Origin of the sequence: Aeromonas sp. 601039 (genome assembly GCF_049174415.1) — a bacterium.
GTDB lineage: Bacteria > Pseudomonadota > Gammaproteobacteria > Enterobacterales > Aeromonadaceae > Aeromonas > Aeromonas veronii_A.
The window spans coordinates 12,336-24,864 of record NZ_JAAKTL010000001.1 but is presented as its reverse complement, the minus strand read 5'-3'; the positions used below and the strand labels follow the sequence as shown (position 1 = coordinate 24,864).

Genomic DNA, 12,529 nt, shown 5'->3' with positions numbered 1-12,529 from the left:
GGGGTGAGTGGGGCCGCGTGTGAGCCTGCCCGGTTAATTGTCTTGCTCATCTCACTTCGCCATCTGCTCAGAGCGGCATCACCCGGGTAGTCAGACCGGCGCCGAGGCGCTGTACCCAGACCAGGGTGGTGCGTCCCTTGTGGATGGTGAGCGGCAATTGCCGCTGCGCCGCCCCTGCGCTCAGGGTGAGGTTGATGTCACCTGCCGGCACCATCCCCTGCCAGCTCGATGCCTGCGCTGGCAGCGTCAGCCAGCTGCGGGTATCGGCCCGCTCGGAGAGGGTGTTGAAGATCCCCACCAGAATATTGCCCACATCGCCCCCCTCTTTGGCGGCGGTGCGGCGCATCTGCTCCTTGGCCACCAGTCGCAGCGCCTGGCGGGTCAGCATGCCGGGCAGCCGCTCCAGCAGATCTTTGGCGGCCAGCGCTTCCAGCCTGACCAGCTCGCTGGTCTGCTCGACCCGCTTGCCGACTTCCACCGTCAGCGGGCCGGTGTCGCTGGCCCGATTATCGTAATAGGGGATGGCGACGGTAAAGGTGCGAAAATCGCCGCGGGAGGTGGAGATGGGGAGCGGCAGGAACAGTTCGCGCCGTGCCGGGATCAAACCATCTTCAAACAGCACCACCAGTTGGCCTTGATCTATTGCAAGCGGCGGTGCTTTGCGGCCTATCTTTTTCTCGGTCTCGCGGATCTCGTCCGGTGAGCCACGCAACCGCGCCAGACGCAGCAAGGCATCTTGCAGGCTGCGGTTTTCCGGCGCTATCTGGTAGCCGCGCTGATAGTCGACCCAGGCATCGTTGAGATCCCCGGCCGCCTCATAGAGCACGGCGGAAAAATAGAAGGTGTAGGCGTTCTGAAAACCGTTTTTGACCTTGCCGATCAACCGGTCGAGATCCGGTGCGCCGCGCGACATCAGCTGGCGCATCTCGCCTTCTGCTTCGGCCTCTTCGCTCTCATCCTTCGCCTTGCGTACCTCATCGGCTCGCCGTTTCAGGGCCTGCTCCTGCACCTGATTGGCTCGGCGTACCTCCACCAGGGCGCCATCGGCATCTCCCCGTTGCAGGTAGTTGAGGGCCAGATAGTGGTGCAGCATGGTGCGTTCGTAATCGGGAGTACGATAGGCCATCGACTGGTCGTTGGTGAGCAGACTGCCCACCTGATCCAGACCGTGGCTCAGCCGGTATTCGGCTTGATTGTCTTCCCATTGAAGGCGGCTGTCGGCGGTGGTGAACGCCTGCTTGCTGCCCGCATCCTGACCCGCCAGCCAGGCAATGCGCCCCTGTTCGAGCCGATCCAGCACAAAGGTGTCATCCCCAAGGGTGGAGTCACGCACCTCGGGCAGCGCTTCGGCGGCATGGCCCAGCAGCAGCTGGTTGCGCAGCGGCACCATCTGATCGGAGTAGGAGACGAACATGTCTTGCCAGCGGGAGGCGCAGCCCCCCAGCAACAGCAGGGCGCCGCAGAGCAACAGGGCGCTGCGGCAGGTTGAGGCGTTGCGATTCATTACAGGCTGAGCAGCGGTCCCAACGGCTCGCCGCCGACCAGATGCATGTGGATGTGGTAGACCTCCTGCCCACCGTGGCGGTTGCAGTTCATGATGAGGCGGTAGCCATCTTCGGCGATACCCGCATCGCTTGCCAGCTTGCGGGCCACGGTGAACATCCGGCCAAGGGCCAGTTCATGTTCGGCTTCCACGTCATTGACGGTGGGGATCAGCACATTCGGGATGATCAGGATATGGGTCTTGGCCTTGGGCTGGATATCCCGGAATGCGGTGACCAGATCGTCTTGATAAAGGATGTCGGCAGGGATCTCTTTACGGATGATTTTGCTGAAAATGGTTTCTTGCGCCATGGCTAACTCCCTTATATGAAAAAGAAAATTGAACTTGCATCCCAAGCGGCTCCCGAAAGAAGGCGAGCAGCGCGTCAAGTGTGACACAAGCCGAGATTTGACACAGCTGATGTCCCATTCCCTTCAGTTATTGTTAAGAATACCGATAGCCAGAGGGACGTCATCTGCAGCGCCTGTTCAGGGGTCTGCAGGGTATCAAAAGGACGGGGTACTCAGGCAAGGGACTTTTGCATATACAGCGGGACAATAATGAAACAAACAATGTCGGATCTCTCCATCTTGCAGCGAGTCTACCTTGGCTTCGCGATCCTGGTGGCCGTGATGGTGGCCAGTTCACTACTCACATTTCGTAGTCAGAATACCCTGGGGGGAGCGCTGGAACAGGTGACCCGGCAGTCGATGCCGCTGGTGATCGCCAGCAGCCAGACCCAGATCACCCTGCTCAGTGCCAACAAATGGCTGGGGGATGTGCTCACCGAGCAGGACCCCAAACAGCTGCCTGCCGAAGTGGCCGAACTGAAACAGGCCACGGCCGCGGTGGGCAAGAGCCTCGACGTCTTGCGCCAGCAGGTCGCCCACCACCCCGAACTGCAAGGGGAGATGGGCACTCTGAGCCAGCAGGTCGACAGCTACCTGCAACTGACCGATACCCTGCCGGGCGAACACGAGGCGCTGCTCACCCGATTGCACAAGGTCAATCTGGCCAAGGGGCAGTTTCAGGTCAGCTTGCCCCAGTTCAAGAAGAGTCTGGGGGACATGATGATCACCATCGACGATAGCTTCATCAAGATGCTCTCCGAGACCCTGACCACCAAGCTTTCCGCTATCGAACTCTCCACCATGGATGCCCTCAATCAGAGCATTCCGGCCCCCATTGAAGCCGCGCTCAAGCGCAACAGGATGCAGATGGAGGGGTTCAACAGCACCATCAAGGAACTGCAGGGTGAGCTCAAGGATTTCGACAACAACATGGGTCACTACGTCCACGGTTTCGTGCGCGATACGACCGGTAATGAAGGTGTCCTGGCCCAGTATCTGGCGCTGATGCAACAGCAGGAGCAGATGCGGGAGAAGAGCAAGCAGGCGAGTGCGCTCATCGTGGCAATTCAGGATCGGCTTGAGCGGGTCACCTCTCAGAGCCAGCAACTGATGAACCAGAGCATTCAGCATGCTAAAGCCGCACAGAGCCAGAGCACCCTGACTCAGGGAGCCAGCATCGTAGTCGCCATCATGATTGCCATGCTGGTGGCTTATACCCTGGGCAAGGCCATTCGCCGTCCGCTCAGGGAGTTGCTGCGGGTGCTGACCGAAGTAACCCAGGGCGACATGACCCAGCGCATCGGTTTTCAGAGCAAGAATGAATTTGGTCAGCTGGGCAGCCAGATCAACCTGCTGATCGCCCAGATGGGGGAGGTACTGGCGCAGCTTTCACAAGCATCGGCCCAGCTTAACGATGCCGCCCACGGCAACCGTCGCACCACCGAATCGGTGCGGGCGGATCTGGAGAAACAGCGGCAGGAGACCGCCTCGGTCGCCGCCGCCATGACCCAGATGGAGGCATCGGTGCGGGAAGTGGCGCAGGCCGCCAACCAGACTCTGGAGCGAGTGATGGATGTGGAGAAGGCCTCCGAGATGGGGCGAAAGGTGATGGCGGGCAATATCACCACCACCCATCAGCTGGCGGGCAAGCTGCAACAGACCGGCAAGGTGATTGGTGATGTGAGCGCCATGAGCAGCCAGATCGGCAATATCCTCGATGTCATTCGCGGCATTGCCGAGCAGACCAACCTGTTGGCTCTCAACGCGGCCATTGAGGCGGCGCGGGCCGGCGAGCAGGGGCGCGGATTTGCGGTGGTGGCGGATGAGGTGCGCAGTCTGGCGGGCCGCACCGCCCAGTCCACAAGCGAGATCCAGACCATGATCGAGAACCTGCAGCAGGGGGTCGCCAAGGCGGTAACCGTGATGCAGGAGTGCTCCCGCGAGATGGACAGTTGCGTCGAACAGAGCTCCCACGCCAACAACGCCATGGAGGAGGTGCAGGGGATTGTGGTGCTGATCAGCGACATGTCGAGCCAGATCGCCTCTGCCGCCGAGCAGCAGCAGGCCACCAGCGCCGATATCGCCACCAACCTCAACCGCATCTCCGATATCTCGGATCTCAACTATCAGGGGATTGAGCGGGTAGCCGAGACCAGCCAGCAGCTGGACTCCCTTGCCGAGCAGCAGGAGAGCCTGGTCAAGCGCTTCCACCTCAGCGCCTGATGGTCGAGAGTTGAAATAACAAGGCCCCGCAGATGCGGGGCCTTGTTATTGCGGTAGTCAACGTAGGAATTACGTGTAGGCGATGGCGCCCTTGCCGACCCCTTCATAGGCGACAATCTTGACGAACTTGTCGCCCACCATCTTCTTCACTTCGCGGGCGATGTAGCAGGCCAGCAGCTCGACTGTGGTGTCAGTGTCGATCATCTCCACCTCGGCGGTGGGGATGGCCAGCTGGAACAGCCCTTGCGGCGCCACATATTTGAAGCCGGTGTGATGCTCGCCAAGCTGGGCATTGGCGCGAGGGCTCAAAGCGAGCTCGGTCAGCGCCACCTTGTCCTCCTCGGTGCCAAGGTAGATATCGCCCCAGCGCTCGGCCCAGTTGAGCTCAAGCTCCTGGTCACGCTCGCCATCGACGTGGATCTCGATGGGAGAGCGGTGGCCGTGGGCGATGCGCTGGCAGTTGCCATCGTGCTTTTTCAGGCCATGGCTGTAGTGGTAGAAGGCACCGGTGATCGCCTCCTGACGCAGAGTCAGGGAGAGATCCTTGATATTGCCCGGCAGCCGTTTGGCCAGTACCGCCAGCAGGTAGCGGGTCACCGACTCTTTATCAACTTGCGGGGCAGGGATAAAGGCAAAGCCCTGGGATGGGCAGCGCAGATGGATGGAGCGACCCGGGCGCAGCAGATCCACTGTGCTTTCGTCACCATCCAGTGTCTCGACGTGGATCAGCGGGCACTCGGTCGGCACCAGCAGCTTGTGGTCCACCTCTTCATCGATGATCGACTTGATCAGCTTCTTTACCCGGCCAAAGTCCAGCAGCATGCTCATTTCGTTGAGCTCACCGCTCATTTCGACATCTACCAGCCAGCTCTCGCCCACCATGCCGCGGCGTTCGCACAGGTAGCTGGAGTCGATCACGGTCAAATCTCTTACAAATAACTTCATCAGTCAGGCCTTGCTACAGAGAAAGGGCAGTTTTGCGCTATTATGACCCGCGATTATCGGCAAAGGAACTGGAACCCCCCATGAACAAACTGCTTATCAAGAATGCCACCCTGGTCAACGAAGGCCGCATCTATGCCTCCGATGTGTTGATCGAGGGGGAACGGATTGCCCGCATCGCCCCGGATATCGAGGCGCCCGATGCGCTGGTTATCGATGCCGCAGGTCGCCATCTCATCCCCGGAATGATCGATGATCAGGTCCACTTCCGGGAGCCGGGATTGACCCACAAGGGGACTATCGCCAGCGAATCCCGCGCTGCCGTCGCCGGTGGCACCACCAGTTTCATGGAAATGCCCAACGTCAATCCCCAGACCACCACCCTCGACGCCCTCGAAGCCAAATACCAGATCGCCGCCAACTCCTCCGTCGCCAACTACAGCTTCTATCTCGGCGCCACCAACGACAACCTTGAAGAGATCAAGCGTCTCGACCCCAAGCAGTCCTGCGGGGTCAAGGTGTTTATGGGCTCCTCGACCGGCAACATGCTGGTGGACAATCAGGAGACCCTGGCGGCCATCTTCCGCGAAAGTCCGGTGATGATCGTCACCCACTGCGAAGACACACCGACCATCGCCAAGGCGGAAGAGGCGGCGCGGGCCAAGTGGGGCGAGAGTGTGCCGATGGGCGAGCACGGCCGCATTCGCAGTGACGAGGCGTGCTACAAATCCTCCAGCATGGCGGTGGCGCTGGCGAAAAAATACGGTGCCAAGCTGCACGTGCTGCATCTGACCTCGGCCAAGGAGCTGTCGCTCTTTACCGCCAGCCACGACCTGAGCGAGCTGAAGGACAAGAACATCACCGCCGAGGTGTGTGTGCACCACCTCTTCTTCAATGATGCCGATTACGAGACCCAGGGCAGCCTGATCAAGTGCAACCCTGCGGTGAAGAGTGCCGCCGACCAGCAGGCACTGCTGGATGCGGTACGCAACGACGTGCTCGACATCATCGCCACCGACCACGCGCCCCACACCTGGGAAGAGAAGCAGAACAGCTACTTCAAGGCGCCGTCTGGCGTACCGCTGGTGCAGCACTCTTTGCAGGCGCTGCTGGAGCTCTACCACAACGGCGTGTTTACCCTGGAGACTATCGTCAAGAAGACCTCCCATGCGGTGGCCGAGCGCTTCCAGGTGCAGGATCGCGGTTATATCCGCGAGGGCTACTTCGCCGATCTGGTGCTGCTGGATCTGGGCAAGCCCTATGTGGTCAACGATGACAACATCCTCTACCACTGTGGCTGGTCGCCCTTCAACGGCTACCGCTTCCACAGCACGGTGGAGATGACGCTGGTGAATGGCCAGATCGCCTGGCAAAACGGGCAGGTGACTGACCAGATCCTGGGCAAGCGGCTGACCTTTAACCGCTGATTGTTCGCAAAGCAGGCGAACGCACCGTGGCCGAGGAATTGGCGGCGTTTCCCTGTTGACAGGGCGGGGTCATCTCCATAAACTCTGCCCCCGTCAGCCGAGCTGACTCCGTCGGTGTGTAGCGCAGCCAGGTAGCGCATCTGCATGGGGTGTAGAGGGTCGGAGGTTCGAATCCTCTCACACCGACCAAATTCCCCGGTAAAGGCCTTGTCAAACGACAAGGCCTTTTCTTTTGCCTGCGATTCGCCGCACAGGCGTGAAGCCTGTGGTGATGCACGCTGGTCGCTGCTGGCGTGAGCAGATTGTGCAGTCACCGCGCTTTATGGTGTAGTAACAACTCTGTTGCTCATTTGCCTGGCGAGGCCTCTCGTGTCTGCATCCGTATCTAAACCCTGTTGTCTGCTGATGCTCACCCTGCTGCTGGTGGGCTGCGCCACCCCTTACCAGAGTGAAAAGTCATTCTGGAACGGCCAGACCGGTTTTTCCCAGACCCGGCTTGGCCCGGACAAGTGGCAGCTGGAGTTTGTCGGCAACGATCTGGTGGACAGGGAGACCGCCCGCAAATATGTGCTCAAGCGGGCAGGGGAGCTGGCACTGGCAGAGGGTTACTCCTGGCTCAAGGTCGATGAGCTGACCATTAACCGCGATGCCGTCAGGGTGACCCCATCACGGCCGATCTTCGGCTTTGACGAGGATGAGCCGGATCTCTTTATGGCCCAGATGCAGGTGCAGCATACCATCTCGGCGCTGCTCACTTTTCGCCTGTTGCCACGGGCACTCGATGAGCGAACTCTGAATGCGAAATATCTCGCTGAAATCAAAATAAACAGTGATTAATATTGGTGGTTTGCAAGATCTATATCACATACACCTAATGGCAGGATAAAATTCTGGAGAAAGCCTCTAGATTTACCCCCTGCTTTTAGGCATTCTCCCAGCATACCAGCCGCCAGGAATCAACGGCTCGGATCACAAAAACGGACTGTTGTGGCTCCCATGCCACCGTTTACGGCTTGCACCAATCAAAACCGGGACTCCCCCATGAAAATGAATAAACTGACGGTCGCCATCCTCATCTCCATGATGTTTGGCATCCTCACCGGCCAGGGCTATCGCATGTTTGCCGCAGATCAGGCTGCGGATTTTGCCAATAACATCACGATCCTGACCGATATCTTCCTGCGACTGATCAAGATGATCATCGCTCCCCTGGTCTTCACCACCCTGGTGGTCGGTATCGCCAAGATGGGCGACACCCGCACCGTGGGGCGTATCGGTGCCAAGACCCTCGGCTGGTTTATGCTGGCCTCCCTGATGTCCCTGAGCCTGGGTCTGGTGATGGTGACCCTGATGCAGCCGGGTGTGGGGCTTTCGCTCTCCCTGCCCAATGACACCGCCAGCTCGGGCATTGCTGCCGGTGCCATTACCCTGAAAGATTTCGTGACCCACGCCATCCCCAAAAGCGTGGTAGAGGCAATGGCCACCAACGAGATCCTGCAGATCGTGGTCTTCTCACTCTTCTTCGGTCTGGCCGCCGCTGCGCTCGGCGATCTGGCCAAGCCGGTGGTGGTGCTGATGGCCAGCGCTGCCGAGATCATGCTAAAAGTGACCGGTTACGTGATGAACTTTGCGCCGTTCGCGGTATTTGGCGCCATCGCCGCCATGGTGGCCAAAGAGGGGCTGGGTATTCTGGTTACCTACGGCAGCTTTATGGCCCAGTTCTACATCGCGCTGGCCTGCCTCTGGCTGCTGCTGATCGCCATGGGCAGCGTCTTCCTGCGTGGTCGTGTCATCAAGCTGCTGGCGATGATCCGCGAACCCATCCTGCTCGCCTTCTCGACCGCCAGCTCTGAAGCCGCCTATCCGAAGACCCTGGATCGTCTGGAGAAGTTCGGTTGTGACAAGCGCATTGCCAGCTTCGTGCTGCCGATGGGTTACTCCTTCAACCTCGACGGCTCCATGATGTACTGCACCTTCGCGGTGATGTTCATTGCCCAGGCGTATGGAATCGAGCTCTCCATGGCCCAGCAGATCACCATGCTGCTGCTGCTGATGGTCACCTCCAAGGGGATGGCCGGGGTACCGCGCGCCTCTCTGGTGGTGATTGCCGCCACCCTGAACCAATTCCATATTCCGGAAGCGGGCATCCTGCTGCTGCTGGGGATCGATCACTTCCTCGACATGGGCCGCTCTGCCACCAACGTGCTGGGCAACGCCATCGCCGCCAGCGTGGTGGCCAAGACCGAAGACAGTCTGGGTGAAACCGTCGCGCTGGGCGAGAGTGAGCCAGCCAAAGCCTGATCACAACGCCATGAAAAATAAACAACAACGGCCCGCCAATGCGGGCCGTTGTTGTTTATGGCTCGTCTACACTGCTAGATAGTTTTCATCTGGAGTGTACGGTTATGAATATTGCTCGTCGACTGCAACTGATCGCGCTGCTGGTGATGCTGACGCTCATTTTTCTCAGTTGGTTCAGTATCAACCGCCTCGATTCGGCCAACCGGGATTTAGGCTATGTGACGGACAATACGGTGCCCAGTATTTCGCTGATTAAGCAAGTGCAGGCCGATTTCTATGAATTGCACTCGCTGGTGCAGACACATGTGCTCAATACCGACACCGGCAAGATGCAGCAGATCGAAACGGGTATCACCGAGATACAGGGACAGATCACTTCACTGCTCGACAAATACAAAGCTGAGATGCTCTCCAATGATGAAGATCGGCGCCTGACCGACGATGATCAACGTATTGTCGCGCAATATTATCAGGAGATAGACAAGGTTCTGCAGCTCTCCAGACAAAACAAGAACGATGAAGCGCGAGACATGCTGGCGGGAGAAGCCACCAGAGTGTTCCAGCAGTTTGCCAAGGCAATCGAGCTTCACGTCAACTTCAATATGGATTTGGGACTGGCGCTCAAGAAGCAGGGCCAGGAGAACTACGACAGCAGCCTGCAAACCCTATTGTTTATCGCCGGTGGTGCCACCGTACTGACGATGGGGCTGTTTGTCTGGTTGTTCAATCAGGTGGCCAATCCCCTTCGCACCGCCATGGATACCCTGACCCGGATCCAGCGCGACCTCAACTTTACCCTGAGAGCTGATGTGAAACAGCAGGATGAGATTGGCCTGACCCTCAATGCGGTCAACCGGCTGCTCGATACGCTGCAACAGACATTTACCGAATTTTCCGTCGGCAGCTTGCAGATCAAGAGCACTGCCGAATCCCTCTCTCAGGCAGCGCAGCACCTGGCCAGCTCGGCTAATCAGGCCAATGATGCCACCAGTCTGATCGCCGCTGGTGTGGAAGAGATGACGGTCAGCATCACAGATATCTCCCAGCGTACTCAGGAGACGAGCCGTATCACCAATGAGTCGGGGCAACTTGCGACCGAGGGAGGCCGGACCATCGAGCGCACCGTTCATGCCATCAACGAGATCGCCGACTCCATTCGGCAGGCCTCGGCCGAGGTCATTGCGCTGGGTGAGGGCATTTCGCGCATTGGCGGTGTGGTAAACGTGATCCGTGATGTGGCGGGGCAGACCAACTTGCTGGCCTTGAACGCGGCCATTGAAGCGGCGAGGGCCGGGGAGTCCGGCCGTGGCTTTGCGGTGGTGGCGGATGAGGTGCGCAAACTGGCTGAGCGCACAGCCCAATCCACCCAGGAGATCTCCGCCACCGTAGAGGCGATTCAGCAGGAGTCGAACAATACGGTCTCCCGCATGCATCTGGTGGAGGAGAAGGTGAGCCAGGGGGTCAACATGGCTACCGAGAGTGGCGCCATTATTGCCGAGATCCGCAGTGCGTCGCACCGGGTGATGGAGCAGGTGGGCGAGATCACCAATGCCATCCGCGAGCAGAGCTCTGCCGCCGAGTCGATCGCTCATCAGGTGGAGCAGATTGCTCAGGTCGTGCAGCAGACCAGCAGCACAGCGGAAGAGACCTCAGCCGCCGCCGAGGAGCTCAATGTCACCACCGAGAGCATCCACCAGCAGATATCCCGCTATCGCATTCAGTAACGCCGAGAGTTGTTATCCATCTGCTATCCCCGCCAGCTAGCTGGCGGGGATTTTTTATATGGCCTGCTTAGAAGCCCGAGCCCGGTTGCTGCAAAAATGTCGCCTCTTCCGGTGTGCTGGTGCGACCCAGAATGTCGTTGCGGTGGGGGAAGCGGCCAAAGCGTTCGATGATCACCTGATGGCGGCGGGCAAAGTCGGCAAATCCGGCAAAGGTCGCCTGCGCCGGTGTGCCAGCTTGCTCGGCAGCCAGTGCCTCGAACAGCGCCACACTTCTGGCCTGCTGCTCCCGGGATTCGGCATGCTCCAGCGGCAGATAGAAGAAGACCCGCTCCAGTGGTGAGAGGGATTTGTCCGCCCCGATGGACAGCCCTTTCAGGCAGAGATCCCGTGCCAGCGGATCCCGGGCAAAGGCTGCAGGCGTGCCGCGATGGATATTGCGGGGCAACTGGTCGAGCAGCAGGATCAGCGCCAGCCGACCGCTGGGGAGATCGGCCCAGTGGGCGAGACTGCCCTTGGCTGCGGCCTCTGCCAGCTCGCCAAAGCGGCTGGCCAGCAGGGCATCCGTTTCGCTGCTTTTTCCCCACCAGAGCGGGGCTTGCCGTGTGGCCCGCAGGACGTCATCGGCTTCGTCGCCAAACCAGAAATCGATCAGAGGTTGCCAGGGTGGCATGGGAACTCCTTGATGTGATTCAGAGGGAACCAGGAACAAATGGCTCAGGGGTGCTGCCGAAACGGCAGCTTCTCGTTACACTGTGCCATCTTTTGCCCGAAAGACGTAACCCCCCGATGGCGAGCGCCGGATTCTTGGCTCGGCCGATGATGGCCTGCCATCGCCATGAGGTGGCCCTCTTGACCCCGGTGGTTATCGGGACGTACACCTCTCTCCCGGGGTTGTTCTCACTGATATAAGGAATCTCTGATATGGCCGGAACCAGTTTGTTGGCCCTGCTCGACGATATCGCCAGCGTGCTTGATGACGTGGCGCTGATGACCAAGGTCGTGGTGAACAAGCGCGAGACATTTTTCGGGAAGACGTTTCTCACTGATATAAGGGATCTTTGATATGGCTGGAACCAGTTTGTTGGCCCTGCTCGATGATATCGCCAGCGTGCTTGATGACGTGGCGCTGATGACCAAGATGGCGGCGAAGAAGACTGCCGGGGTGCTGGGGGACGATCTGGCCCTCAACGCGGAGCAGGTTTCCGGAGTGCGTGCCGAGCGGGAGCTGCCGGTGGTGTGGGCGGTGGCCAAGGGCTCATTTCGCAACAAGCTGATTCTGGTGCCCGCCGCCATCGCCATCAGTGCGCTGGTGCCCTGGCTTATCACGCCACTCTTGATGCTGGGAGGTGCTTACCTCTGCTTTGAGGGGGCCGAGAAGCTGGCCCACAAGTTCCTGCCTCATGAAGTGAGCGAGGGTGAGGCACATACAGCGCCCATTCCTGATGATCTGGTGGCCTTCGAGCAGCAGAAGGTAAAGGGAGCGATCCGCACCGATTTTATTCTCTCTGCCGAGATCATCGTCATCGCCCTTGGCACGGTACAGGGAGCAAGCCTCGCGCTGCAGCTCTCGGTAGTGGCGGGCATCGCCCTGCTGATGACCATCGGGGTCTACGGGTTGGTGGGGCTGATCGTCAAGCTCGATGACATCGGTCTGCATCTGCTGCAAAAGCACGATGGCAGCGCCCTGCGCCGCGCGGTGGGGCAGGGACTGCTGGTGACGGCTCCTCGTCTGATGCACCTGCTGGCACTGGTCGGCACCATCGCCATGTTTATGGTGGGCGGTGGCATTCTGGTGCATGGCTGGCCTTTTGCCCATCACCTGATTGAAGGTACAGCCGCTGTTGTCGCCACCCTGCCCACAGTGGGGGCCGTACTGGCGGCGGTGACGCCGACGCTGCTCAACGCCGTGGCCGGTGTGGTGGCGGGTCTGCTGCTGGTTGCCGTGATGACGCTGGTGAGCCGTCTTGCCCCGGCCAAGGGATAAGCGAGCTTGCGGGCCATTGTCTCTTTTTTCCTCTC

The 12,529-nt window shown here is 59.6% G+C and carries 11 protein-coding genes and 1 tRNA gene; 8 read left to right on the top strand and 4 right to left on the bottom strand.

Going from position 1 to position 12,529, the window contains the following annotated elements; genetic code table 11:
• Window positions 1-67: 67 nt before the first annotated feature.
• Together G5195_RS00100 and hinT are read right to left on the bottom strand one after the other, a co-directional pair.
• A complete protein-coding gene (locus G5195_RS00100; RefSeq protein ID WP_421235701.1) occupies window positions 68-1,504 on the bottom strand; it encodes a COG3014 family protein in 1,437 nt (478 codons plus the stop codon).
• A complete protein-coding gene (hinT, locus tag G5195_RS00095) occupies window positions 1,504-1,854 on the bottom strand; it encodes a purine nucleoside phosphoramidase (protein ID WP_167558071.1) in 351 nt (116 codons plus the stop codon). The genes G5195_RS00100 and hinT overlap by 1 nt, the downstream gene beginning before the upstream one ends.
• Window positions 1,855-2,103: 249 nt before the next feature.
• Here hinT and G5195_RS00090 point away from each other — a divergent pair, with 249 nt between their 5' ends.
• Window positions 2,104-4,116 (top strand): methyl-accepting chemotaxis protein, encoded by a 2,013-nt coding sequence (locus G5195_RS00090; RefSeq protein ID WP_421235700.1) that lies wholly within the window; start codon window positions 2,104-2,106, stop codon window positions 4,114-4,116.
• A 69-nt stretch (window positions 4,117-4,185) separates the two neighbouring features.
• On the opposite strand, the gene G5195_RS00085 is transcribed toward G5195_RS00090, so the two are convergent.
• Entirely contained in the window at window positions 4,186-5,061 is an 876-nt protein-coding gene (locus tag G5195_RS00085; RefSeq protein ID WP_421235699.1) for a 6-pyruvoyl trahydropterin synthase family protein, read from the bottom strand.
• Between the two features lie 80 nt (window positions 5,062-5,141).
• Between G5195_RS00085 and G5195_RS00080 the strand changes: the two genes are divergently transcribed.
• From G5195_RS00080 to G5195_RS00060, 5 genes are all read left to right on the top strand, one after another.
• The gene (locus G5195_RS00080; protein ID WP_421221499.1) at window positions 5,142-6,485 is read left to right on the top strand and encodes a dihydroorotase; all 1,344 of its coding nucleotides are present in this window, start codon (window positions 5,142-5,144) and stop codon (window positions 6,483-6,485) included.
• Window positions 6,486-6,597: 112 nt separating this feature from the next.
• Window positions 6,598-6,674: transfer RNA gene (locus G5195_RS00075), tRNA-Pro, on the top strand.
• 216 nt (window positions 6,675-6,890) lie between these two features.
• Window positions 6,891-7,322: a CC0125/CC1285 family lipoprotein gene (locus tag G5195_RS00070; protein WP_120413965.1), complete on the top strand. Its 432-nt coding sequence runs from the start codon at window positions 6,891-6,893 to the stop codon at window positions 7,320-7,322.
• Window positions 7,323-7,526: 204 nt separating this feature from the next.
• Window positions 7,527-8,786: a dicarboxylate/amino acid:cation symporter gene (locus tag G5195_RS00065; RefSeq protein WP_005334018.1), complete on the top strand. Its 1,260-nt coding sequence runs from the start codon at window positions 7,527-7,529 to the stop codon at window positions 8,784-8,786.
• Window positions 8,787-8,890: 104 nt separating this feature from the next.
• Window positions 8,891-10,510 carry a methyl-accepting chemotaxis protein gene (locus tag G5195_RS00060; RefSeq protein ID WP_421235698.1) on the top strand — a complete coding sequence of 540 codons (1,620 nt, stop codon included), beginning with the start codon at window positions 8,891-8,893 and terminating at the stop codon, window positions 10,508-10,510.
• Between the two features lie 67 nt (window positions 10,511-10,577).
• On the opposite strand, the gene G5195_RS00055 is transcribed toward G5195_RS00060, so the two are convergent.
• Window positions 10,578-11,180 (bottom strand): DUF924 family protein, encoded by a 603-nt coding sequence (locus G5195_RS00055; protein WP_266133817.1) that lies wholly within the window; start codon window positions 11,178-11,180, stop codon window positions 10,578-10,580.
• Between the two features lie 251 nt (window positions 11,181-11,431).
• On the opposite strand from G5195_RS00055, the gene G5195_RS00050 reads away from it, so the two are divergent.
• Window positions 11,432-11,572: a hypothetical protein gene (locus G5195_RS00050; protein ID WP_021231002.1), complete on the top strand. Its 141-nt coding sequence runs from the start codon at window positions 11,432-11,434 to the stop codon at window positions 11,570-11,572.
• 1 nt (window position 11,573) lies between these two features.
• On the top strand, window positions 11,574-12,494 hold the full coding sequence (locus tag G5195_RS00045) for a DUF808 domain-containing protein (protein ID WP_257696067.1): 921 nt from the start codon (window positions 11,574-11,576) through the stop codon (window positions 12,492-12,494).
• The last annotated feature ends 35 nt before the right edge of the window (window positions 12,495-12,529 follow it).